The organism is Singulisphaera rosea, assembly GCF_054877945.1.
Window position 1 is genome coordinate 36,844 of sequence record NZ_JBTYIP020000042.1, and the last position, 23,377, is coordinate 60,220.

The 23,377-nt window shown below is 67.5% G+C and carries 15 protein-coding genes; 4 read left to right on the forward strand and 11 right to left on the reverse strand.

All coding sequences use genetic code 11. The features are described 5' to 3' along the window. Positions 1–51: 51 nt before the first annotated feature. The gene (locus ACYOEI_RS38040) at positions 52–798 is read right to left on the reverse strand and encodes a hypothetical protein (RefSeq protein WP_462855701.1); all 747 of its coding nucleotides are present in this window, start codon (positions 796–798) and stop codon (positions 52–54) included. A 431-nt stretch (positions 799–1,229) separates the two neighbouring features. Between ACYOEI_RS38040 and ACYOEI_RS38045 the strand changes: the two genes are divergently transcribed. Continuing rightward, positions 1,230–2,420: an acetate/propionate family kinase gene (locus ACYOEI_RS38045; RefSeq protein ID WP_462855702.1), complete on the forward strand. Its 1,191-nt coding sequence runs from the start codon at positions 1,230–1,232 to the stop codon at positions 2,418–2,420. Positions 2,421–2,943: 523 nt separating this feature from the next. On the opposite strand, the gene ACYOEI_RS38050 is transcribed toward ACYOEI_RS38045, so the two are convergent. After that, a complete protein-coding gene (locus ACYOEI_RS38050; RefSeq protein WP_462855703.1) occupies positions 2,944–3,753 on the reverse strand; it encodes a 3-keto-disaccharide hydrolase in 810 nt (269 codons plus the stop codon). Positions 3,754–3,962: 209 nt separating this feature from the next. Here ACYOEI_RS38050 and ACYOEI_RS38055 point away from each other — a divergent pair, with 209 nt between their 5' ends. Next, positions 3,963–5,828 (forward strand): GspE/PulE/PilB domain-containing protein, encoded by a 1,866-nt coding sequence (locus tag ACYOEI_RS38055; RefSeq protein ID WP_462855704.1) that lies wholly within the window; start codon positions 3,963–3,965, stop codon positions 5,826–5,828. A 6-nt stretch (positions 5,829–5,834) separates the two neighbouring features. Here ACYOEI_RS38055 and ACYOEI_RS38060 read toward each other — a convergent pair whose 3' ends face one another. Continuing rightward, complete coding sequence (locus ACYOEI_RS38060) at positions 5,835–8,888, reverse strand: hypothetical protein (protein WP_462855705.1); 3,054 nt, start codon at positions 8,886–8,888, stop codon at positions 5,835–5,837. 229 nt (positions 8,889–9,117) lie between these two features. On the opposite strand from ACYOEI_RS38060, the gene ACYOEI_RS38065 reads away from it, so the two are divergent. Next, positions 9,118–10,146, forward strand: a complete 1,029-nt coding sequence (locus ACYOEI_RS38065; protein WP_462855707.1) for a S41 family peptidase — start codon at positions 9,118–9,120, stop codon at positions 10,144–10,146. A gap of 209 nt (positions 10,147–10,355) precedes the next feature. Here the strand turns inward: ACYOEI_RS38065 and ACYOEI_RS38070 are convergent, their stop codons facing one another. From ACYOEI_RS38070 to ACYOEI_RS38080, 3 genes are all read right to left on the reverse strand, one after another. Beyond that, positions 10,356–13,220 carry a sigma-70 family RNA polymerase sigma factor gene (locus tag ACYOEI_RS38070; RefSeq protein ID WP_462855709.1) on the reverse strand — a complete coding sequence of 955 codons (2,865 nt, stop codon included), beginning with the start codon at positions 13,218–13,220 and terminating at the stop codon, positions 10,356–10,358. A 314-nt stretch (positions 13,221–13,534) separates the two neighbouring features. Continuing rightward, entirely contained in the window at positions 13,535–13,993 is a 459-nt protein-coding gene (locus ACYOEI_RS38075) for a hypothetical protein (RefSeq protein ID WP_462855710.1), read from the reverse strand. A 235-nt stretch (positions 13,994–14,228) separates the two neighbouring features. Next, positions 14,229–14,561 (reverse strand): FKBP-type peptidyl-prolyl cis-trans isomerase, encoded by a 333-nt coding sequence (locus ACYOEI_RS38080; RefSeq protein WP_462855711.1) that lies wholly within the window; start codon positions 14,559–14,561, stop codon positions 14,229–14,231. Positions 14,562–14,857: 296 nt separating this feature from the next. Between ACYOEI_RS38080 and ACYOEI_RS38085 the strand changes: the two genes are divergently transcribed. Then, positions 14,858–15,277: a RidA family protein gene (locus ACYOEI_RS38085; protein WP_462855712.1), complete on the forward strand. Its 420-nt coding sequence runs from the start codon at positions 14,858–14,860 to the stop codon at positions 15,275–15,277. Positions 15,278–15,412: 135 nt separating this feature from the next. Here the strand turns inward: ACYOEI_RS38085 and ACYOEI_RS38090 are convergent, their stop codons facing one another. The 5 genes from ACYOEI_RS38090 to ACYOEI_RS38110 form a co-directional block, all read right to left on the reverse strand. Continuing rightward, entirely contained in the window at positions 15,413–16,069 is a 657-nt protein-coding gene (locus ACYOEI_RS38090; RefSeq protein ID WP_462855713.1) for a hypothetical protein, read from the reverse strand. A gap of 29 nt (positions 16,070–16,098) precedes the next feature. Beyond that, complete coding sequence (locus tag ACYOEI_RS38095; protein ID WP_462855714.1) at positions 16,099–17,712, reverse strand: TolC family protein; 1,614 nt, start codon at positions 17,710–17,712, stop codon at positions 16,099–16,101. A gap of 229 nt (positions 17,713–17,941) precedes the next feature. Beyond that, positions 17,942–19,312, reverse strand: a complete 1,371-nt coding sequence (locus ACYOEI_RS38100; protein WP_462855715.1) for an efflux RND transporter periplasmic adaptor subunit — start codon at positions 19,310–19,312, stop codon at positions 17,942–17,944. 13 nt (positions 19,313–19,325) lie between these two features. Next, complete coding sequence (locus ACYOEI_RS38105) at positions 19,326–22,496, reverse strand: efflux RND transporter permease subunit (protein ID WP_462855717.1); 3,171 nt, start codon at positions 22,494–22,496, stop codon at positions 19,326–19,328. 340 nt (positions 22,497–22,836) lie between these two features. After that, positions 22,837–23,370 carry a hypothetical protein gene (locus ACYOEI_RS38110; RefSeq protein WP_462855718.1) on the reverse strand — a complete coding sequence of 178 codons (534 nt, stop codon included), beginning with the start codon at positions 23,368–23,370 and terminating at the stop codon, positions 22,837–22,839. Positions 23,371–23,377 lie beyond the last annotated feature (7 nt).

Sequence of the window (23,377 nt, forward strand, 5' to 3'; positions counted from 1 at the left end):
CGCCTCGACGAACGAATGGGAGGCAGGCGCCCGGACGACGTTCCGACGAGCTTACCGCGAGGCGATCGCCTGGGCGAGCGGCTGGATGATCCGAGGGATCACCTTGTTCAGGACGATCTCTTCGCCCACCTCGCGCTGACGGCGGAACGAGTCGAGGAACGACTGCTCGGGGCCCGTCCCCCAGTACTGGCGGACCGTGAAGTAGACGCTGATCTGGTCGTCGGAGGAGAAGTCACCGGTGCGGACCTGGTAGTCGTTCGTCCGGGTCCCGATCGAGAGCCGGCACTGGAGCCGGCATGCCTCGTCGAGGGCGAAGGTCACCGACGGCTCGTAGTTGATCACCCGCCCGCCGGGGATCTCGAGCAGGCCCTCCAACCCCGGGCTGAACCCCAGCGCATCGGCCACCACCTCGTCGTGGTTCCCTTCGTAGTTGAAGTCGAACCCGTACATCACGTCGAGCGCCTCGCAGTCGAGCAGGCTGATCATCAGCAGGTGCGGTGCCAGCTCCAGGACGGTTTCGTGCTGGCGGTACGCATCCTCGGGCGAGTCCGGGTTCACGTGCCCCGAGCACAGCCGCTTCGTCTCGATCGCCAGCCAGCGATAGGCTTCCTGCTCTTTATCCCCCTCCAGGACGAGGTCGCCGCTCTCCCTGGTGTAGAAGTTGCGCAGCTCCGGGAACGCCTTCTTCATCTGCTCGAAATAATGCAGGACCGTGTCGCGGCCCGTCGGAAGCTCCATTTCCGTATTTAGGTGCATATTCACATAAAAGTCGTCGGCGTCTTGAGTGTACCGGTTCATCCGTCTGATCCTGAAAGCTCGTCCACCAGTGCCGGTTCCGGGCGGCCGGAGGACGAGCGGAAGTTCCGTCGTGCGAAGAAACTTCCATTGTACCAGATGCGACGGCAAGGCGGAACCAAGGGCTCCGCGGCGTGGGCCTGTCGCCACTCGGTACCACACTTTGGGAAGATTGGGGAAAGTTACTTCCGGACGAGCCACCCAGAATCGGTTCGAAGGGACTGATGGCTCGACGGCCTTCCCGGCCCCGCTGAGCCTGCGAACCTAACTTCAGGGCCACGACCGACACAGGACGCTCGGCCTGCACCCAAGCCGTAGAAGGAATGCTGGACCACCGCGGCTCGCTCGTGGTAAGAGCAGCAGTAGAGCCGAGACGGGTATCGGGTCCGCCGATGGCCCGCCCGACTCAGAATCCGCGACAGGGAGCAGGCCTCGTGAACATCCTCGTCCTGAACGCCGGATCGAGCAGCCTGAAATTCGGCCTCTTCGGCGCCGACTCGCCCGAGGCGCAGACCTCGGGCGAGGTCGACTGGCACGGCCGCGACGACTCGTCGGAGCTCGTCGTGCGGACGAGCGGAGGTGGCGAACGGCGGACACCCTGCCACGCCAAGGACCACGCTTCGGCCGCGATCGCGGCGCTCGAGGCCCTGAAGTCGGACGGCCGGGAGATGTCGACGATCGAGGCGGTCGGCCATCGGGTCGTCCACGGCGGGCCGACTTTCCGCGAGAGCGTGCGGCTCGACCGGGGCGTGATCGACGCCATCGCCCGGCTCGACGAGTTGGCCCCCCTGCACAACCCGCAAGCGGTCGCGGTGATCGAGGCGATGGTGAAGGCGCGGCCCGAGATCCCGCAGGTTGCGGTGTTCGACACGACGTTCTACGCCGACTTGCCGCGTTCGGCCGCCGTCTACCCCCTCCCTTACGAGTGGCACGAGGACTGGGCCGTGCGCAAGTACGGGTTCCACGGGATCAGCCACGCCTATTGCGCGGGGAGGGCGGCCGAGGTGCTGGGGCGAGACCCGAGCGGGCTCCGCCTCATCTCATGCCACCTCGGCAATGGCTGCTCCGCGACGGCCGTGCGTGGGGGGCGTGCCCTCGACACCACCATGGGTTTCACACCCTTGGACGGCCTGATGATGGGGACGCGTTCGGGCTCCGTCGACCCGGGGCTGCTCCTCCACCTGCTCCAGCGCCGAGGCTTCCACGCCGACCAACTCGACGACGCGCTGAACCATCGCTCGGGCTTGCTCGGCGTTTCGGGCGTGTCTTCCGACTACCGCAAGGTCGAGGCCGCCGCCCGGCAGGGGAACGACCGCGCCCGACTCGCCCTGGAGATCTACGCGGCGCGGGTCCGCTCGGCGATCGGCTCCCTGGCCGCGACCCTCGGCGGCGCCGACGCCTTGATCTTCACCGCCGGCGTCGGCGAGAACTCCGCGGCCCTCCGCGCCTCCGCCTGCGACGGCCTGGCCTTCCTCGGGATCCGGCTCGACCCTGCCAGGAACGCCGAAGGGCCGACCGATCGTGACGTCGCCTTTGCGGACTCTCCGACGCGAATCCTCGTCATCCACACCCGCGAAGAGCTCATGATCGCCCGCGAGACTCGACGCGTCGGGCTCGCCCATTGAGCACAGAATTCCTTCCCTGGGACGATCCCTCACGATCCACCTGATCCGTTTTTTCGTCGATTGTAAGAAGGGGATCGAGAGAGGACGGGACTTCCCAAACTTTCACGCAGCCCTTCGTCTTTTTGGCCTGTGAAGGCGTTGGGCGCAAGGAAAAACCCCGTCGCGAGGCTTGGCCCCTCGCGACGGGGTCTACTAAGGAGAGCAGCATGTCTGTGAAACCGCAAAGGACATGCCAAACCCTGGGTTGCCCAGGCCCTCGTCGCGGCGACGACATTGCCGCAAGCGGATCGGCCGGGTTGTACCGAGAAGCGGGATCCTCTCGAGTTCACGCGATTCGAGGATTGCACGACTCGTCGCATTCGATTCAAACGGACTTCGCCTCATGAGGCAGGCGATCCTATCCACAGATGACGCCGATCGCCGCAGATGAAAATTCAATCTCAGAAGACTCTCATCTGCGGCGATCGGCGTCATCTGTGGGTAGCTTTCGACTTCCTTCTTATCCCTTCTCCACCCATCTCGGTCAGTCGAGCCGGCGGATGCGGATGTTGCGGAAGGCGACGGGGCCGTGGTCGCCCTGGAAGAGGATCGGGCCGGGGCGGTCGGGGCCGTCGAGGCCGGAGCGAGTGCCGCCGTAGCCGAAGTGGCCGAAGTACTTGCCGTCCTTCTCCTCGAGGTGGACGCGAAGCGCCGAGGGTCTGCCAGGATTCTCGGCCGTCAGGCGTTCGAAGGCGGCCTTGTCGGTCTCGCCGAAGCGGACGTCCTTGTCGCGGTAGACCACCCGGCCGTTCCAGGTCAGCGAGAGTTTTTTACCCTTCATGGTGATGTCGTAAGTCTGCCACTCGCCGGGGGCCTTGGCGAGGTTCTCGGCGGGCTTCGCACGCTCGTAGAGGGAGCCGCAGTCGTGGAATGCGGGCGTCTTGACGCCGAAGCTGTCGAAGATCTGGATCTCGAAGAGGCCCCGGTTGTAGACGCCCGAGTTGCTCCCCTTGGGGACGGTGAACTCCAGGTGCAGCTCGTAGTCGTCGAAGTCGGCCGAGGTCATGATGTCGGAGCTCCGGCCGTCCCCGCCGCAGAGGAGGGCCGCGTCGGGTCCGCCCCCCTTGCCGACCGGCACGAGCTTCGCCGCGTCGGAAGGGTCGACGGCCACGTTGTCGCAGACGACCCAAAGGTTCTTCGCGGCCGGGTTCCGGAACTTCCAGCCGGAGAGGTCCTTCCCGTTGAAGAGGGAGATCCACGGCTCCTCGGCCCGCGTCGACGACGCGAGGGCGAGTGTCAGGGCCGAGGTCGAGAGCAACGCGACGAGCAGGGGTCGTGGACGCAGGGTTTTCATGGCGAGGGGCTCCGAGAGAGTCTGTCCGTCGAGGACTCGGCCCCAGGATAGCAGGGCGGTCAGGGGGAACCGAGGGGGCGTTGGAGACTCCCCGACCGCGGACCATCGCCGTCTCGCATCGGGTCGGGGACTGCGGATAAGATGGGGGACCGGTCTCCGTTCTCGACGGCCCCCGCCAAGGGTGGCCCGAGGACATCGCGGGGGGCGTGATGAAGTATCAGTACCTGGCGACTCGAGGGGCGATCAACGAGGCGAGGACCGGCCCCGCTGCGCCGGCGCCGGCCCAGCCCCCGCTGCCTCCGTCGATGATGCCGCCACCATCGTTGACGAGTCTGGGGCGAGGGCCATCTTGGCGAGGTCAGCGCGTCCCCACGGACGTCCTCGCGCTCTTGCCCGAGTCGTTCGTGAGGGAGTACCGGGTCGTCCCAGTCTCGGCCCAGGGCGAGGTCCTCACGGTCGCGACCACGGATATCCAGAACGTCGCGCTGAGCGATCGGCTCTCGGCGCTGACGGCACGCAGGATCCGGCTCGCCCAGGCCACTCGCGAAGAGATCGACGCATTCATCGCCCTCCATTACACCGGCCCGGCCACGGAGTCGGAGAGCGTCGACTCGCTGTTGCAGGAGTTTGACTTCGACGACCAGCCGTTCGGGGCGACCCTCGCACCGGCCCCCGCAATGGCCGCACCCCGCGGACACGCAAGAATCGGCGGAGCCTTGCGAAAGAGTGTGGCGGCGGAGCCCACATGGGCCGCGAGAGCCCGCCAGGAAGCCGTCGCGGAGGCGAAAGCGGCCCCCGGTCTTGATCTGACGCATTCTGATGGAGGAGGCCTCGGCGTGTTCACGTATGTCGTGGAAGAAGGCCAGCGCGTCCTCATGAAGCGGTCGAACGGGACGATGGACGTGGTCGTCGGGCCGAAGCGCGTCTGGCGGGGGCGGAACCGATTCCAGTCCATGCCGCATTTCGTCGCCCACCCCGGCGAATACCTGATCGTCCGCTACCGAGACGGCCGCCAGGAGCACCTCCCGGGGCCGTCCGAGGTCTGGTTCGACGCCCGAGTCCACCAGGAGGTCACCGCCCAGGATGCCCTCCAGATCGCCGCCAAGGAGGCCGTGGTCGTCTACAGCAGCAAGGAGGGGACGGCCGCCGTCCAGCGCCGGATCGAGTACGGGCCGACGCTGTTCATGCCCAGGCCCGGCGAGTGGCTCCACACGTTCGCCTGGCACTCCTCCGAAGGGGGCTCGCAAGGGGCCCGCAAGCAGGCTCGTGGGCTGGTCTTCCAGAAGCTCTGGCTGATGCCCGACCAGATGTACCACGACGTCCATGACGTCCGCACGGCCGACGACGCCGTGCTCACGATCCGCCTGATGATCTTCTTCGAGTTGACGGACATCGACCGGATGCTCGAGGCGACCCACGACCCGATCGGCGACTTCGTCAACGCCGCGACCTCCGACGTCGTCGACTTCACCGGCCGGCACGACTTCGAGTCGTTCAAGCGGAACACCGACAAGCTCAACGAGCTCGAGACGTACCGCCAGCTCACCGGCCGGGGGGGCCAGTGCGGATACCGGATCACCAAGGTCGTCTACCGAGGCTACGGCGCACCGGACCGGCTCCAGCAGATGCACGACCAGGCGATTGAGGCGAGGACTCGGCTCCAACTCGACCGCGCGACCGAGCAACAGGCCCAGGACCTCGAGAGCTTCCGACTCGAGAGCCAGCTCTTCCGCGCCGGGAAGCGTCGGGGCGAGCAGTCGAGCGAGGTCGAGCACGAGGCCGGGCTCGCACGCCTCCGCCAGGAAGCCGAGCTCCGCGACCGGGAGGCCCGGACCGCCTTCGATCGGCAACAGGCCAAGCTCGACGCCGAGGTGCGAAGCCGGATCCAGGAAGAACGCGACACCCAGATGCGCGCCCACCTCGACGCCTTGCGGGCCCTCGGCGTCGACCTGACCGCCTACCTGACCCAGTCCCGCGCCGATCGCGTCATCGAGCTCCGAGGCCCCCAAGGGGTCACCCACCTGCACCTCGACTCGGCCCAGCGGTCGAATGGGACGCCGGTCGACCCTTCCTGACGCGAGTCAAACGCGAGTCGTGCCGTTCTCGGGGTGGCGGAGGCGGATGGGGGGGAGGCTGTCGGGTTGGACGTGGGGGTCGGCGAAGATCCGGGCCCGGTGCCGGGTGAAGTCGACCTTGGACTGGATCGGGAAGGTCGAGCCGTCTCGGGCGGCGGGGAACTGGGCGACGATCTGGCCGTCGTCGACCGAAAGCGGCACGGTCCTCGGGTGCGTCACCAGGGCCGTCGGGGGGATCTCGGCGCCGGCCGGCTCGGTCCGGAAGGTCAGCGACCAAGGACGGCCGGGGAAGCTCGGGCGGCGGAAGTCGTAAGACACCGTGACTTCAGGGTGGGGCCCCGGGACGACGATCCGCGCCGTCGGGTCGAGGCCCGGCGAGGTCAGCGTCTCGCCCGACACCTGGGCCGTGCTATACACCCGGATGTGCCACGGCCCCTCCTGATTCAAGGGGAGGTTCAGGGTGTAGTGCCCGAGCCGGCTGTACTCGGCCTCGTGGACGACCGTACGCACCGCCTTGGGGTCAAGCGGCCCGATCGGCGGCGCGCCCGCGCGGGCGATAATCCACGACTGCGCCCCTTGCGGGCTCCAGCGCCAGCGCATCAGGACCCGCCCGTGGCCGATCCGGTTGGCGCGGAGGTCGGACGGGTCGGGGACGCACGAGTAGACGACGCCGTGTCCGACCGTCAACATCCCCGCCGTCGCGAGCAAGGGCGTATAGTGGCAGAGACCGGACGCGGGAGGCTCGGCGTCGTACGCCCGCTCCGGCCCGTTGGCCTCGAGCCAGTGGCCCCCCAGACTCTCGGCCTCGGAGACCCTCAGGCGATGGCCGGGCGCGTGGGGCAGGGGGGACGGGGTGCGGAGGATCCGGACCATCCCCCGGCTCGGTTCGATCCAGTCGAGGCGGACCCGGCCGTCGGGATCCTGCAAGAGCGTCGGCGAGGCCAGGACCTGGGTGGGAGGATGCGGTTGCGCCGAGACGAAGACCCCGCGGGCGGCCCGGCGTGGGCCTTCGGCGGTGGCGTAGGTGGCGAAGAGGCCGTAGTGGTAGACCCGGTCGTTCTCGAGCCCTCGGTCGTGCAGGCGGTCGCGGAGCGCCTCGACCCGTTCGCCGTCGAGCGGGCCAGTCGGGGCCAAGCCGACCTTGCGCACGACCCGCACGTCGGCGGCCTGCTCGGGGACACTCCACACGATCGAGACCTCGCGGTCCCCCGCCTCGACGCGCACGTCCGCCACCGACGCGAGCAAGAGAATCGGGGCGGCCGAGGTTGCGGCGATGGACTCGACCGATCCCCGCTTCGACACGACCGCGTAGCCGATGGTCCCGCCCGCGACGACGTCGCGATCCTCGTACTCGGTCGCGGAGACCTCGGCGATCCTCACGCCGTCGGCGAGGTGGAGGACCGGCCCCCCCGTCTTGCGGACGATCACGAACGAGACCGGCCCGAGGCCGTCTGGAGCGGGAGGTGCCCAGCGGAGCCGGACGCGGCCGGCTTCGAACTCGACGACGAGATCGGTCGGATGATCGGGAGGGCAGCGTTTGAGCTCGTCGAGGGCTTCGGTCAGGTCCGCGACCTGGGCAAGCCCCTGGCGGAAGAACCCTCGCGCGGCCTTCGGGTCGGTCGCGATGACCGCTCGCCCTCGGGCGACGGCGGCCCTGGCCTCGCGGAGCACGCGCCTTGTTTCGTCTCGGGCGGCGCGGACCTCGGGGTGATCGGGCGGGACGAGGCGTTCCCAGGCCTCGATCACCTTGCCCGCCGCGACCCAGTGCCCCGACGCGCGGGCCGACTCCCAGGCCGTCCGCGCCCGGTCGAGCTCCTCGCGATGCTGGCGGACCTTCTCCAGGGCCTTCCGCGTGCCGACGTGCTTCGGCGCGAAGTCCTGGATCCGCTCGAGGTGTGCCTGGGCCGCGTCGAGGTCGCGGGCCCGGAACGCCTGCTGCGCGGCCTCGAACCGCCGGACCAACGGCTCGACCTGCTCCAGCGGGAACCCGCAAAGGCACCGGGGCTCATCCACCCAGCGCGACTTGTGGCAGATCGGGCAGTCCCACCGGAGCGGGGCCCGGCAGTGCTTGCACTCGGGCTTCGTGGCGCGCGAGACGATGCCGAAATCCGTGACCCCCGCACAGTTCCTGCACCGCAAGAGCCGGGGCGGCCCCGACGTCGCGATGGGAGCCGCGAGACCGACGTCGCGCGAAACACCGAGAGTCCGGCAGGCCCGGGCAATCAGTCGATCGACGCGATCGGCCGCGATCCCGAGCGCGGCCGCCTCATCGAGCAGGGCCGACCTTGTCCCCGGGTCGAGCCGGGTCAATCCTCGCAGCGCGAAAGAGATCGACTCGCCGAGCTCGTCCTCCGCCTCGGCGAGGAGCGTCCGATCGTATCGACCTCGGGCTGCGGTCGTCGTCAGGTGCGACTGCGCGTGCGAGACCAACTCGAGCCACGCCGTCTTCTCGGCGGTGACCTGCGCCTTCTGCATCCATCGCCTGCGCTCGGCGTCGGCCTTCGCGGCGATCTCCGAAGTTGGCGCATCGCGGGTCAGGCCGAGGGCGTCATACAGGTCGCGGCGGCGGAGGTGCTCGAGGGTCACGCGGATCTGGCGCCTCATCGCCGGGTCGAGCACGTCGGCGGGGGGATCGGGGATGTCCTCCTCGGCCGGGGCCTCGGCCTTGGGGGGGATCGGTTCGGCGAGCCGGTCGAGGTCGTCGTGCGTCAGCCCGATCGCGACGGCCTGCTCGCGGAGGAGCGTCCGGTCCGCGACCGTCAGCCCCCCCTTCGCGGCCCGGAGCCGCACGAGCCTCTGCAGCGCGTCGAGCTTCCGGTCCCGCTCCACCCTCTTCGCGGCCGCAAGCTCGGCGTCATACGCCGCCTTCGCCTCGGGCGAGCCCAGCAAGGCCTGCCGCATCGCCGGGATCTGGTCCAGGCGCGACTGGTACGTATGCTTGTTCTTCGGATTCCTCGTCCCCGACGACCAGGTCGGCTGACTTCGCGCCAGCGCCGCCTCGATCGACTCCCGGTCGTCCTCCGGCTCCACGCCCAACATCGCGTAATAATCGGGAACCATCGTCCGCTACGCGTCCCCCACCCCAGCGCAATTCATCCACGAAAATCCACGCCGTCCCGAAACCCGGTTTCTGCTGAAAAACTGGGTTTCGGGAGAGCCCCTCACCCTCCTCTGAGATTTTCGCGGAGATCTGGGCAAGAGTCCAGCGGTTCGGCGCGAAGCTCTCGGGTTTCCCCGACGAGCCGACGCACGCCACGGCCCCAGCCCGATCCACCACCGGGTCTACCCGATGGACAACTTGTCGGAGTTGGTCTCGATCAACGGGAGGCCGATGACGGAATGGCTCGAAACGCTCGGGAGATACGCCTCGGCCGAGCGTCCTTATATGACCGGGGCTCTGCTCGAGGCCGGGTTTGCAAACCGGCTGTGGTTCGCCATCGGCCGGGTCGACACGTTCCGGCTGGGCGTGAAGTTGGGAGACGGGGCCGTCCGCGAGCTCGAAGTCACCGCCGCACCGGCGGGAGAAATCTCGGCGGCAGCGAACAAGATGGACGGCTCGCGCGAGTTCCGATGGCTCTCGGACGGGGTTGCGTACATGCGGCCGGGAGTCTTCTTCAACCTCGTCGATAACCGCATCGACATGGATACGACGAAGTTTTCCGAATTCCTCGACGGGGCTTTTCGGGAAATGATCGCTAAGAAGGCGCGTGACCTGATCATCGACCTGCGCGACGACCCCGGTGGGGACAACTCGTTCAGCGACCTCCTCATCGCGCGGCTCGCCGAGAAACCTTCGCGGTTCTGCTCCGTCTTCCGGATGAAGATGAGCCGCCAGACGCGCGCCTCGATCGAAGAATCGGCCGCGAGGGCCAAGAACGATCCCAAGCAATTGGAGGCGCTGGCCCCTCTGGTGGAAGCGACTCGGACGCACAAGGACGGCGAACGGTTCGAATTGCCGCCGACCCAAGTGCGTCCCCAGCGGGATCCCAACTTCCGCGCGAAGGTTTACGTTCCGGTGAACCGGCACAGCGACTCGATGTCGACGTGCCTCGCGGCCCAACTCCAGGACGACGGGATCGCGAAGGTCCTCGGCGAAGAGACGTCCGACCTCCCCACGAGCTTCGCCGCCATCGTCAGCTTCACGCTCCCCAACACCAAGGTCGTCGTCTCGTACCCCAAAGCCCACTTCGTCCGCCCGAACGGTGACCAGACCATCGTCGGCGTCGTCCCCGACTTCGCCATCAAGACCCCGACCGCCCCTCCGAAAGAAGAACTCGTGCTGGCGGAGGCCGTCGCGTACCTCCGGACTCAACGCTGATCTGCCCGGCCGTCGTCCACGGCGGTGAACGAACTCCAAGGCGATGTGTTCGAGGCCAGGACAGCGCGGGGAGCCAGGTTCGGACGGTCGCGACGATCGGCTCGCCCACGGCGTGGGCATCCGGCGCGTCGCCAAGCGCGAGGCAAGGCCTCTCCTAGGTCCATGCATGGGAGGTGATCAACAATCCCCGCAAGACGAACCGGGCGGCTTCATTGCAGCCCGCGAGGCTTCATGACGACATCGCCGACCTCGGTGGTTTGGCCGGCGGAGACGGTGAAGTCGACGTAGCCGTGGGCTCGACCTTCGACGGCCAACGCCCGGTAGGTCGCGCCGGGGATCAGGGCGGGGAAGGTGACGCGGCCTTCGTTGTCGGTGCGGAGTGCCTTGTGGCGGGCTCGGTCGAGGTTCACACTGTAAATAGCCGAGGCCCCCAGCTTGTTGCTCGGCGGGACGTTGGGGACGCCGGGCTCAACGATGAGTTCCAGGGTCATCATCACACCGTCGGCGAAGAGGGGGCGGCCCGCGACCGGCTCGCCGTGCTCGTACAGGAACCGTACCCGGGCCGAGCCGCAGGGTTCGAGTTGGACCACGGGGGGTTCGCCGGAGGCTTTGACGCGGAGCTCCGCGCGGGCGCCGAGGGCATGCTCGCGGTCGAGGATGTAGACCGTGACCGGTTGGTCGGGGTCCTGGCCGGGGATTTTGAGGAAACCGTCGCGGATCGGCTGCGATTGTTGCCCATTGTGGAGGCCCACCGTGAGCCCCGTCGGGCAGACCAGCACCGCGTTTGCCACGGGGACGCCGGCCGTGTCAACCACCCGCGCGTCAAGGACACGACCACGACGAAGCGTCATCTCCACCTGCTCGACGTTCGCTTCCCCAGTCGGTTGGTCGGCCTTCGGGTCGAGAGCCGTCGGGAGATTGGCATTCAAGTGGACCATCACGTGCGGATAGAGCCGAACACCACCGGGCTCTCTTTTTCCGAGCAAGCCGGTGTTCGTCTCGAGGGTGATATAGTCCGTGCTCGAGGCGATAGCCAGCAATGTGCCCGGGCCCGGCGGGACGACGAGCGAGAACGTGCCGTCGGGGCCGGTCAGTGCGTTGCCAAGACTGGCCCCGATTGCCAAATACTCAACACGGAAATACTTGTTATCAACCTGCTGTTGCCGATACTCGATGGCGACGCCTCCCACCGGCTTGTTCGCCGACGCCTCGATCACCCGCCCGAGGATGATGACTCCGCGCGTGAGTTTCACCTCGACGGACCGGCCGAGTTCTCTGGTCGCATTGACGGTCATCCGCGACGGGAGGTAGCTGGATCCGGCCGGGGCGAAGGCGAGCAGGGAACCACGGTCGCCCGGCGGGGCGACGAACGAGAAGGTTCCATCGGCATCGGAACGAACTTCGGCCGATCCCTGCGACGCCTGGTCGGCCTGAAGGATGACCGTCGCCCCCGCGATCGGCTGGCCTGTGTCCGAGTCGAGGACGCGGCCGGCAAGCGTGCGGCCGGGGGCGAGGACCAGCGTCGCGGGCAGGGAGTTTTCGCCGGTGACGACCGTAAAGCGCTCGCGAGCAAAGCGGTCGTCTGCAACGTCCACGATCGCGGCCATATTCCGGCCAAGCCCGTGCAGGGTCGAGCGACCGTCGTTGTCGGACGGGAAAGGACCCGGCCAGACGGCCGCAGTGATGAGGGGCGGTTCGGGATATCGCTGGCGCGCGGTGATCGGGGTCGGGGGAGCGTCGAGAAGGTGCACGACGCGAATGGAGACGCCGGCGACCGGCTTCCCTTGCAGGTCGATCAACCGGATGGGTATCGGCTGCTCGGGCTTCAGCCTCAACTCCAGTGTTTCCGGCTTCGCCGCAACGGCCGGGAGCACAGCGCGGATGAACGCGTAGCCGGGCGCCGCGGCGTGGACGTACCTTTGCGCTCGGTCTCCGGGATTGCGTGCGGGCGGCGTGAGCTCGAATCGGCCGGCGGTGTCGGTGGTCGCCTGCGAGGGGATCACGATGCGGGAAAGAGGGCCGCCCCTCGGGACGTTCACCGATGTCACGAAGGCGACCTTGGCGTTGGCAATGGGCTTGCCATCGGGGTCGAGTATGCGTCCCCTGATCTTCGCATCCGAGGCCGGGGCCGAGGGAGCCACGGGAGGCGTCTCGCTTCGAGCCGAGGTCGGGCCGGATGCAGCCGGTGATTGACCCGGAGCCGGCTCGTCGGACGCGGGCGCTCGTTGTGTCGTGAGGCCGACCGCCGCCAGGGTCAGGATCGCTGCATAGGTTGCCAGCTTGAGAATCGGCATCCAGAAGGAATGACGAAGCACGGCGTTCGCCGCCAAAACCGACGAGCTCAGGGGAGCACTCCCCGCCGCGAATCGGCAGGCGGCCTGGGCGGTCAACCGGAGAAGCTCGGCGGAAAGCGAAGTCGTATCGGAGACGCCCAGGGACGTCAGCACGGCCGCGGGCGCCACTCCTCGGCGAGCCAACCGCGAGCGGAGCAAGTCGCGGGCCCTGGAGATCCGGGCGCTCACGGTGCCGAGGGGGCACCTCAATCTTCGCGCGATCTCGTCCTGCGTCCGACCTTCGAGGTAGTGGAGCACGACGGAAACGCGATAGTGTTCGGGCAAGCGCGCGATCTCCTCGTGGAGGATGGCATTCTCTTCATGGGCAATCAGGGTGTTCCCTTGCCGATCAAATGCAGGATCTCGCCCCTGGGCCAAACCGAGCTCACGCTCGCGACGACGGCGGAGCGTGGCGCGTGATCTCGACTTCCGAGCGACCTGGTAGGCCACGCCGTGGAGCCAGCAACCGAGCGACTCGGGATCGCGGAGCGGAGCCTTGCGGGCGAGGACGAGGAAGGTGGCTTGCATGGCATCCTCGGCGTCGTGACGATTGTCCAGGAGGGCGCGGCAGACCTGGAACACCATGCCTCCGTGCCGGAGCACCAGTGCTTGAAACGCCGCCTCCTCGCGGCGCGTGACGAAACGGTCGAGCAATTGAGCATCGGTGAGCGCGGCAAGGTTTCCGTCGTTGAACAGGACCTCGAGCCGGCTCTGAACGGTCCTGGAACACTCGCTTCGCATGACGACGCTCCCTTGGGAGATTCCTCCGACCGCTTTGTCGTCTTACTTCTCCGAAGTCGCCGGGATCTTGCAAACTTTCCTTTCTCCTTACGGAGAAAGCCCTCGCCCTGCAACGACGACGGAGCACAGCCTCCCTACCGGATCCCTTGAGGTCCGGTTAGAGAGGATCACGATCGGGTTGCGTCCACCAGATGCCTCCTTCGGAATGACTTTTACAAGCCCGAAGCGCAAGCGAGTGAATCCGATCGCAAGAATTCGACGAAGATTCACTCGCTTGCGCTTCGGGCTTGTATCAAAGAGGAGCGACCCGGACGTTAACCGCTGTAGGGCAGGGGGGGCCAGGTTCGTGCGGTCGAGGCGATGCGTTCGGCCACGGCGATGTCATCGGGTGTGTCGCCGAGCGCGAGGGAGAGGACCGCGCGGACGGAGCCGGCGGGGTCGCGGAGCGGGACAGCCACAGATCGGGAGGCGCCGAAGGCGCGGATCCAGTAGCCGGAACCGGAGTCGGCGGGAAGGTCGCGGGCCAGGGAGACGGCCACTTCGCCCGTGAGGGCCGCCCGGACGATGCCCAGATTGGCTTGGGAAAGGGGGACGGATCGGGTGGCCTCGGCGAAGCCCCGCGCGACTTGTTCGGGGAGGTCGGAGGCGGGGGAAAAGGCGAGTTGTTCGAGGTGATCCCCCGCGAGCCGCCAGTAGCCCGCGGCGCTGGCATTGAGCTCGGCCCGCAGGAGGTCGAGGCGACGCACCGCGGAAACGTCGGAGAATGAGTTCATCACGGCAACTCTGCGGAGAGGTGTCGGCCGTTCTGCGAGCGCGACATCGGCATTGACCACGTCAGAAATCCGGTTGGCTCAAGGGACGAGATCGGTGCTGTCACACGCGTCGGCTGTGTGGTGTCGCTCCTGCGTAATCTGGGTAGCACCGGTTGCTCCAACCGGTGCTACCCTTGATCCGCCACGTCCAGCACCGATTTTGCCCCTTGAGCCAACCGGGTTTCGGGGCAAACGTTCAAACGATCTTGAGCATCTCGACGTCGAACACCAGCGTGGCGTTCGGCGGGATGGCGCCGCCGGCGCCTCGGGAGCCGTAGCCTTCTTCTGGGGGGATGGTCAGGGTGCGTCGGCCGCCGACCTGCATACCGGCGACGCCGACGTCCCAGCCTCGGATGACGCGCCCTTGGCCGAGGGTGAACTGGAACGGGTCGTTGCGGTCGCGCGAGCTGTCGAACTTGGAGCCGTTGGTCAGCGTGCCCGTGTAGTGGACCGTGACGATGTCGCCCGCCTTGGCCTCGGGACCGGTCCCGACCTTGATGTCCTTGATCAGCGTGTTGAAGTCGGCCATGGCCGTCCCTTTCCGTCGCGACGTGGAGAGGAGGGCGGGCCGCGGCGGAGGATGTCTCGGCGCGGGCTCCGACCCGAATGCCGACATGGTAACCCCTCACACGCGAGGCGGGCAACCCGACGACGGACTCGGGCGTCGCCCGCAGGACAGGTCGGTTGCGGAATCCACCCCCGAGGGGATAATCTGGGCCGGGCCAAGCGCAGGAGTTCTTGAATGCGAGGAACTCTTCTCGGCGCCTCGAGGCCCGTCAATCGTCCGACGGAACTGGACCTCTTCGAACGACCGGGGTGAGAATCATGCCGAATTCGGTGAAAGTGACCGTGACCGAGCGCGAAGGCCGCCAGTATGCCTCGACCGGGTCGTCGTGGGAGCCCGTCATCGGCTACTCGCGGGCGGTCCGGGCCGGCAACGCGATCTTCGTCACGGGGACGGTGGGCATCGAGCCCGACGGCACGTTCGCCCCTTCGATGAAGGCCCAGGCGCAGAGGGCCCTGACGATCCTCAGGGCCGCCATCGAGGCGCTCGGCGGCACGATGGCGGACGTCGTCCGGACCCGCATTTATGTCTCCGACATCGCCCGATGGCAGGAAGTCGGCGAGGCCCACGGCGAGGTCTTCGGCTCGATCCGCCCCGCCACGACCATGGTCGAAGTCGCCCGCTTGATCGACGACGCCGCCCTCGTCGAGATCGAGGCCGACGCGATCGTCCTGGGTTGAACGGCCCCGAAACCCGGTCTTTTCTTCAAGACCGGGTTTCTAACGACGTCGAAACCGAGCACCCTCTCGGAACAGCAACACCTTATCCCACAGAAACCCGGTGTTGAAGAAAGCACCGGGTTTCGAGAGAGGGACTCACGTCCTGAGGACGTTCGTGATGCTGGTCGTCATGATCGAGCCCCGGAAGGTCGCGCCGAAGGAGCCGGCACCGGTCGAGCCGCCGGGGAGCTTGCCGCCGGGGCGGTAGGAGATCTGGACCGTCCCCTGGCCGGTGGCGCCGCTGAAGGTGCCGCCGCTGGAGCCGTCGACCGTCCAGGTGAACCGCGTCGGGCGGCCGGCGCGGTCGACGGAGTGGCCGTCGCTCTGGAGGTCGAGGACGAGGAGGTTGCCGCTGTTCGAGACGTTCTTGACGATCAACGCGGCGGTCCCTGGGGTCGGGTTGGCCGGGTCCTTGGGGGTGTAGAAGGCCATCTGGAGATCGCCGTGGAGGAAGGCGTTGGAGTTGCCCCCTCCCTTGAGGAAGGTCTGCGAAGCCTCGTCGGTGAACCGGCCTCGGCCGGTCACATAAGAGCCCGCGAACCTGGCGGAGAACGCCTCGCGCAACTGTTCGTGGCGCGTGGGGACCTGGGCGACGTCCGCGGCCTGCTGCGTCGAAGGCGCGAGCGATGCGACGATGCTCGCCCCGGTCGAGCCGGCGAGGAGGGTGGGCGCGGTCGGGAGGTCGCGCGACTCGAGCCGCTCGACCCGAGGCCCGGGCCTCCGGGCGGCTTTGCGATCGTTTCCGATCTCCATCCGTAGAGAACTCCTTTCGCGCGTCCTCATCAAGGCAGGACACGGACCCCGACGGCCGTGTTCAGGTCGAGCATGCTCCGCCGGTGTCGCACCAACGAATCGCGGTACTGGCGGACCACCTCGTTGTAATCCTTCTGCGCCTCGAGATACTCGATGGCGCTGGTCTCTCCCCCCTGGAACCGCCGGAAGGCGGAGTCGCGCACCCGTCGGGACGCGGGGATGATCTCGCGCTCGAGGTCGAGCATCGCCTCGTGGCTGAGTTGGAACTCGCGGACCGCCTCGTCGACCTCGTCGGCGACCTCGCGCTCGGCGTCGGCGAGCTCGACGCGGGTCTGAGATGCGTTGATGTGGCTGCGATGGATATTGCCCTGGTTCCGGTTGTAGACCGGCAGCGGAACGGTCACGCCGAGGGCCCACGAGGTCGGGCTTTTGAGGCCGTAGGGGCGATTGTCCTGGAATGTGTAGGGCTGGGCCAGGATATAAACATCCGAGAATCGATTGGCGTGCGCCAGCCGGACGTCGGCGTCGGCCCGCTGGACACCGAGCCGCATGGCGATCAGGTCGGGCCGGGACTCGAGCGCGGTGCGGATCAGGTCATCGGCCTGTCGGGGGAGTTCCCTGGCGTCGCGCAAGGTGCCCTGCACGCGGAGCGACGCGGCGTCGGCGCGGGGGATGTTGAGCTGCTGGGCGAGGACCCGAGTCGTCCGCCCGAGGGCCTGGGTCGACGCCCGGACCTGGAGCCGGGCCTGCTCGACCTGAGAACGGATCGCGTCGGTGGTCGCCTCGGTGACCTGGCCTCGCTTCAGGAGGTCGCGGTTCAGGTCGAGCAGCCGGGCGATGCCTTCGAGGTACTTCTTGCTGTAGCGCAAAGTCTCTTCGGCGGCGGCGACGTCGACATAGGCGGTGTAGAGGTTGTCGACCTGGAGTCGGACGGCGTCCTGGAGTTGGGCCTCGGTCACGCGCTTGGCCTTCTCGGCCACCAGGGTCCGGGCCTTCCGCTTGCGCGTCACGTCGAGCGGGTAGGTGATGTTGACGTCGTACTGCGCAGGGCCGCCGGCGTTGCTCCGGGTGTAGTGTCCGTAGGGCTGGAGTTGGGTGTCGGCGTAGAAGATCGGGTTCGCGCGGAGACTGGCCGTCAGGAGGTCGGCCTCGGCGAGCGGGATCTCGTGGCGCAGGGCGATGAGCTTGAGGTTCTGGCGGATCAGTTGGTCGATCGCCATGTCGAGAGTCATGCCGCCGGGAGTCGGCGGCGAGTCCGAGGCACTCGGGATCTCGAGCTCACCATAGCGGGGGACCGAGGCCGGCTCGAGGACCTGCGGGCGGAACCGTGCCGGGGGCTCGCCGTTCGGCCGGACGGTCGGGTTCAGGCCCCCGACCGGCGCCCGGCTCCCCGACGGCCCGAGCCGTCCGCTGAGCGGTTGGTTTTCCTCGGCGCCCGGCCCCGCGTCCGCGCCCGAGATCCCCGCCGAGCCGAGGTGGGGCCCCAGTCGTCCCCGTCCTTCGGAGACGCCAGGGGGCGGCGAGACGTCGACGGAAGGGCCTTGCGCATAGGCGCCGGCATCGACCAGGGCGATGGCAAGCCAGAGCGCCGGGATCGACCACGGGGCGCCTCGCCCTCGGGCCGGTTTCGTGCGAACTCCCATCCTTGGTCACCCCTTATCCTCTTCCCAACGCTCACACCCGCCCCCGACCCTCCTGGTCGAGATGGCTCGTCGATCGTAGGTCGTCGGGAAGGTCCCGTTGGGTGGGCATCGCCCACCGACCCTTCCGTCATCTATGGTGGGCAGTGCCCACCCTACAAAACTTGAGGGACATTCACTCGCTTGCGCTTCGGGCTTGTATTCGAAGAAATATGATTTCGTCGACCGCCCGTCAGTCCACGCCCGGCCCTTCGGGGGAGACGGGACCGCCGGTCTGCGAAGTTCTCAAATCGTCATAAATCTGGGCGAGGATGAGCGCACCCACCGAGACGACGGCTTCTCCCGCCTTGACCCCGTGGGTGATGACCGCATGGTCGTCCTTCTCTTGCGCAACCCCGACTTCCCGACGTTCGAACCGGTCGGGTTCATGGCTCGTCCGGACGAAGGCGTAATAACGTCCCTCCTCGACGACCAACGCGGTCCTGGGGATCACCGTCTGGCCGGGCGCGGGGGGGATCTCGAGCATGCCCCGGACGAGCATGTCGGACTTGAGCCGATTCTGGGGATTGGGGATCGAGGTCCGCACGCGCACGGCGTGGGTGTCGGGGTCGACGCGGTTGGAGATGTACTCCACCTTCCCCTGGAGCGTCTTCTCGAGGAACGGGAAGCGGATCTCCCAGGACTGGCCGAGCACGACCAAATCGAGGTCGCTCTCGAATACGTTGCCCCAGACCCAGAGCTTGTCCAGCGGAGCGATGACGAGCAGGGTATCGTTCTCGTCGTAGAGGTTGCCGGGGACCACGTCGCGCTCGATCACGAAGCCGTCGGACGGGGAGCGGATGGTCATCCGGGCCTTCTGGGCCCCCGACTCTTCCGTGACCCGCTCGACGTCCTCGTCGCTGAGGCCGAAGACGTGGAGCTTGTCGCGCGCGACCTCGTATTCGCGCCGACTCTTCATCTCGTTGTTCCGGGTCTCCTCGAAGAGCTGCTGGGAGATCGCCTTGGTGCCGACCAGGGCCTCGCGGGCTTCGAGGAGCTTCTTGTCGTAGATCCACTGGATCCGCTCGATGTCGTAGGCGCTCTTGGCCTCGGCGAGGTCGGTGCTGTAGAGGTCGATGAGGACGTCGCGCTTCTTCACGGTCTGGCCGACGGTGGCGTGGACCTTGTCGACACGCCCCTTGAACATGGGGCGGACCTTGGTCAGCGTGTCGGTGATGTACTCGGTCCTGCCGAGGAGCTCGAGGCGGATCGGGTCGGTCTGGGCCTTGACCTCGACGGCCTGGACGCCCATCGACGATTCGGCCTTCGTGGTGAGGGTGATCAGCCCGTCCCAAGGGGGCCGGGGCCCCTCCGGGCTGTGGATGGTCGGCGGGATGGGCCGGGCGGCCTTGGACCCCGAGACCACCCGCAGCACCTCCTGGACCTGATCCGGGTACTTCCACGCGGCGTACGACGCGCCGGCGACCAGGGCGAGGGTGAAGACCAGTTTGACCAACACGGAAAGCAACCTCCGCTTCGGCCGCCCCTGGGGACGTCCGTTGGCCGTGGAGTGGCTTTCGGCGTGTTCCGGCCTGGTGGCCGTGGCGGCTTCCGATCGCGACATGGTCATGGAGTCCTCACTGTTCGACGTCGGTGCGGGGGCCGCGGGCGGGGAAGTACGTATAAAGGATCGGGATCAGGAACTGCGGCAGGAGCATCGCCGCGAGCATCCCCCCCACGACGACGATCGCCAGGGGTTTCTGCGCCTGCGAGCCGACCGAGTCCGCCAGCGCCGCGGGCAAGAGCCCGAGGATCGCCGTCAGCGAGATCATCACGACCGGCCGGAGCAGGGTCTCCGAGCCCACCTCGACGGTCTCTCGCACGGGCACCCCCTCGGCCCGCATGCGGTTGAAGTCGTTGACGAGGAGGACCCCGTTCTGCACCACCACCCCGAAGATCGAGATGAACCCGACCGCCGCCGAGATGCTGAATGCCGTCTCGGTCAGGTGGAGCGCCCAGATGCCCCCCATCATCGCCGTCACCACGCCCGCCATGACAAGCAAGGCGTCCTTCATCGAGTTGAACATCGTGTAGAGCAGCACCATGATCAGCACCACCGAGAGCGGCACGGTGATCATCAGCCGCTTGTTCGCCTCCTGCATCTGGGCGAACTCGCCCGACCACTCGACGCGGTAGCCGTCCGGGAGCTTCGCCCCCGCCTTCGGGTCCTCGACCTTGTGCCTCGCCTCGTCGATGGCCGAGGCCAGGTCGCGGCCCTTCACGCTGAACTTGATCGGGATATATCTCCGATTGTTCTCGCGATAAATATAAGAGGCCCCCGACTTGTGCGGCTCGACGGTCGCGAGGTGCGAGAGCGGGATCCGCCCCTTGGACTTCCCCCCGTGGCCGGGGACGTCGATCGGGATCCGTTCGATGTCCTCGGGGTCGTTGCGGAGGTCGGCGGGGAGCCGCAGGACGATGTCGTATCGCTTCTCCCCCTCGACCATCTCCGAAAAGGCCCGGCCGCCGATCGCGACCTGGATCACGCTCTCGACGTCCTCGACGTTCACGCCGTACCGGGCGCAGGCGCGGCGGTCGATCCGGATCTCCAGGTTGGGCTGGCCGACGATGTGGAAGAGCCCGACGTTCTCGATGCCGGGAACCGTCTTGAGCGTGTTGACGACCCGCTGGCCGACCTCCTCGAGCTTGTCGAGCTCGCCGCCGAACAGCTTGACCGAGTTCGCCCCCTTGATGCCCGAGAGGGCCTCGTCGATGTTGTCGCGGATGAGCTGGGAGAAGCTGAAGCTGATGCCGGGGAAGTCCTCGAACTTCTTCGTGAGCTCCTCCTCGATCTTCAGCCGCGTCATCCCCTCGCGCCACTCCTCCATCGGCCGGAGCGGCACGTTGAACTCGAGGTTGAAGAAGCTCGTGACGTCGGTCCCGTCATCGGGACGGCCCACCTGCGACATCACCCCGCGCACCTCCGGGACCGAGGCGATCAGCTTGCGGAGCCGGGGGGCCAGCCGGGCCGCCTCCTCTCGGGACACGGTCCTCGGCATCAGGGCACGGACCCAGAGGTTACCCTCTTCGAGCTCCGGCATGAACTCGGCCCCGAGGTTCGGCACCAGCGAGGCCGTCAGCAGGAAGAGCCCCCCCATCACCATCAGCGCGACGTATCGACTCCCGAGCGCCCCTCGCAGGGTCTTCTTGTAGAGGAACTTCATGATCCGGTCGACGATCGTCTCCTTCTCCTCCGTCTTGCGGTGGAAGAGGAACGAGCAGAGCACCGGCGCGAGCGTGACCGAGACGAGCAGGGCACCCAGGATCGAGAACGCATACGTCGCCGCCATCGGCCCGAAGAGCGCCCCCGCGGGGCCGGTCATGGTGAAGAGCGGCAGGAAGGCGCAGACGATGATCATCGTCGAGAACAGGATCGGCCGCTCGACCCCGTGCGAAGCCTCGGCGATGCGGTCGATCAGCGGCCTCGTGCGGTCCGCCCCGTGCTCGGTGATGTGCCGGTAGATCGTCTCGACGATGATGACCGAGCTGTCGACGATGATCCCGAAGTCGACCGCCCCGATCGAAAGCAAGTTCGCCGACTTCCCTTGCGCGAACAGGATCGAGATCGCGAACAAGAGCGCGAGCGGGATCACCAGCGCGACGATCCCGGCACTCGTGATGTCGCCCAGGAAGATGAACAGGACCGCGATCACCAGCCCGACGCCGACGAGCAGGTTGTGCAAGACGTTGTGGGTCGTGACGTGGACGAGGTCGGTGCGCTGGTTGAAGACCTTGACCCGCATGCCCTTGGGCAGGATCCCCTCGCGTTCGATCTCCTTCATCTTCTCGGCGACCGCGTTGGCCGTGGGGAGCGACTTCTCCCCCTTGCGCATCATGACGATGCCCTCGATCACGTCGTCCTCGTCCCCCCGGCCGACGATCCCGAGCCTGGGCCGGTTGCCGACCACGACCTGGGCGACCTGCCGGACGTAGATCGGAGTGCCGTCGGGGGCGGTGGTGACGACGACGTCGCGGATGTCGTCGAGCTTCTCGATCTCGATCGACGCCGCCTGCGACACGTTGGACGGGTCGAGCGGGTCCTTGCCGCCGCCGAGCAGGCCGACGGCCCGGACGTTGTGCGACTGGGTGCCGAGCGTCAGGATGTCGCCCCCCACATTCGCGTTCGAGTGGGCGATGGCGTCTTCCACGTCCTGCATCGAGAGGCCGTACTGCTTGAGTAACCGGGTGTCGAGCAGGACCAGGTACTGCTTGACCGTGCCGCCGTAGCCGACGACGTCGATGACGCCGGGGACCTGCTTGAGGGCGCGGTTGATGACCCAGTCCTGGACGGCCTTGAGCTGGTTCGTCGTGTAGCCGGGCCCCTCGAGGACGTACCGGACGATCTCGCCGGTCGGACTCCAGGGAGAGAGCCCGGGTTTGACGCCACCGGGAAGGTCGACGGTGGCGAGCCGGTTCAGGACCTCCTGCCGGGCGGTGCTGTAGTCGGTCCCGTACGCGAACTGGCACTTCACGTCGTTCAGGCCGGCGATCGAGGTGCTGCGGAGGTATTCCAGCCCCGGCATGCCGTTGAGCGCGGTCTCGACCGGGATGCCAATCAGCCGCTCCATCTCCTCGGGGCTCGCGCCCGGGCTTTGCGTGATGACCTCGACCAGCGGCGGGGTCGGGTCGGGATACGCCTCAATGTTGAGGTTCATCGACGAATACGTCCCGACCCCGACGAGGGCGATCGCGCCCAAGAGGACGATCAGGCGATTGTGGAGACACCAAACGATGATGGCGTGAATCATCCGCCAGTCTCCTCGATCAAGGCACCGATTCGGCGAGCGCACCGGCCCGGCCCGTGAAGGCGGGCCGGATCAATACGGACGGCCTCGGGCCTCCGGAACCGGCCGGACCCTAAGGACGCGCCGCACGCGGCGAACACGAACATCGGATGTAGTCTGAAAGTAACGACCCGGAGGGGGGGGTGGGGCCGCGTCTCGCTCGCTTCGGCACAACAGACCCGACCGCGTCCGGCACGAGGACGCGGGCGGTTCGACCACCGTCGAAGGCCTGTCGAAAACCGTCGGCGCGGCGCCCCGGTGGGGGGTGCTCAACGCCGGAGGGAACGAGCCCCGACGCGATCGATCAACAAAGGAACCGACACAGACTCTCGATGCGGAACGAGCCCCGGGGGGTAAGGCTGGGACCGTGGTGGATCGCCCCTGTCAGGGCGAGGCCGAACTCGATCTCCGAAGCCACGATCCACGCTATCGGCGCGACGGAACGAACGCGCGCGGCACCGATCGCTTCGCCCGGACGGTCGGGATCGCCGTCCTCGGGATCGTCGGGAGCGTCGAGCTCATCGTCCGGAATCGTCAACGCGCGGAGGGAACCCAACGGAAGTTTCAACCACTCGAGCCGGGGCTCTCCGGCCCTCGCCGCGGTCATCCGGCCTGCCGAAGCCGCTCGTGGGAGGAACAGCCGAGGGAGCCCCCTCGGCATCCGCCTCGCCACGACCGAAACCGACAACACCTCCGACCGCGCCGCGGCCACCGTCTTGGCACCGATCGCCCCGCTCGCCGACTGCGGCGAAGGGACGGGCTCCGCGGCCATCCCGCCCCGACCCATGAAGGCGGCGATGACCAGCGTCAGGGCACAGATCGGTGGACAGGCCAACATGAACGGC

Coding starts and splice junctions, on each gene's coding strand:
- ACYOEI_RS38055 (WP_462855704.1), top strand. CDS start 3,963: ATGAAGTATCAGTACCTGGCGACTCGAGGGGCGATCAACGAGGCGAGG.
- ACYOEI_RS38075 (WP_462855710.1), bottom strand. CDS start 13,993: ATGAACTCATTCTCCGACGTTTCCGCGGTGCGTCGCCTCGACCTCCTG.
- ACYOEI_RS38085 (WP_462855712.1), top strand. CDS start 14,858: ATGCCGAATTCGGTGAAAGTGACCGTGACCGAGCGCGAAGGCCGCCAG.
- ACYOEI_RS38080 (WP_462855711.1), bottom strand. CDS start 14,561: ATGGCCGACTTCAACACGCTGATCAAGGACATCAAGGTCGGGACCGGT.
- ACYOEI_RS38090 (WP_462855713.1), bottom strand. CDS start 16,069: ATGGAGATCGGAAACGATCGCAAAGCCGCCCGGAGGCCCGGGCCTCGG.
- ACYOEI_RS38105 (WP_462855717.1), bottom strand. CDS start 22,496: ATGATTCACGCCATCATCGTTTGGTGTCTCCACAATCGCCTGATCGTC.
- ACYOEI_RS38040 (WP_462855701.1), bottom strand. CDS start 798: ATGAACCGGTACACTCAAGACGCCGACGACTTTTATGTGAATATGCAC.
- ACYOEI_RS38060 (WP_462855705.1), bottom strand. CDS start 8,888: ATGGTTCCCGATTATTACGCGATGTTGGGCGTGGAGCCGGAGGACGAC.
- ACYOEI_RS38050 (WP_462855703.1), bottom strand. CDS start 3,753: ATGAAAACCCTGCGTCCACGACCCCTGCTCGTCGCGTTGCTCTCGACC.
- ACYOEI_RS38095 (WP_462855714.1), bottom strand. CDS start 17,712: ATGGGAGTTCGCACGAAACCGGCCCGAGGGCGAGGCGCCCCGTGGTCG.
- ACYOEI_RS38065 (WP_462855707.1), top strand. CDS start 9,118: ATGGACAACTTGTCGGAGTTGGTCTCGATCAACGGGAGGCCGATGACG.
- ACYOEI_RS38100 (WP_462855715.1), bottom strand. CDS start 19,312: ATGTCGCGATCGGAAGCCGCCACGGCCACCAGGCCGGAACACGCCGAA.
- ACYOEI_RS38110 (WP_462855718.1), bottom strand. CDS start 23,370: ATGTTGGCCTGTCCACCGATCTGTGCCCTGACGCTGGTCATCGCCGCC.
- ACYOEI_RS38070 (WP_462855709.1), bottom strand. CDS start 13,220: ATGCGAAGCGAGTGTTCCAGGACCGTTCAGAGCCGGCTCGAGGTCCTG.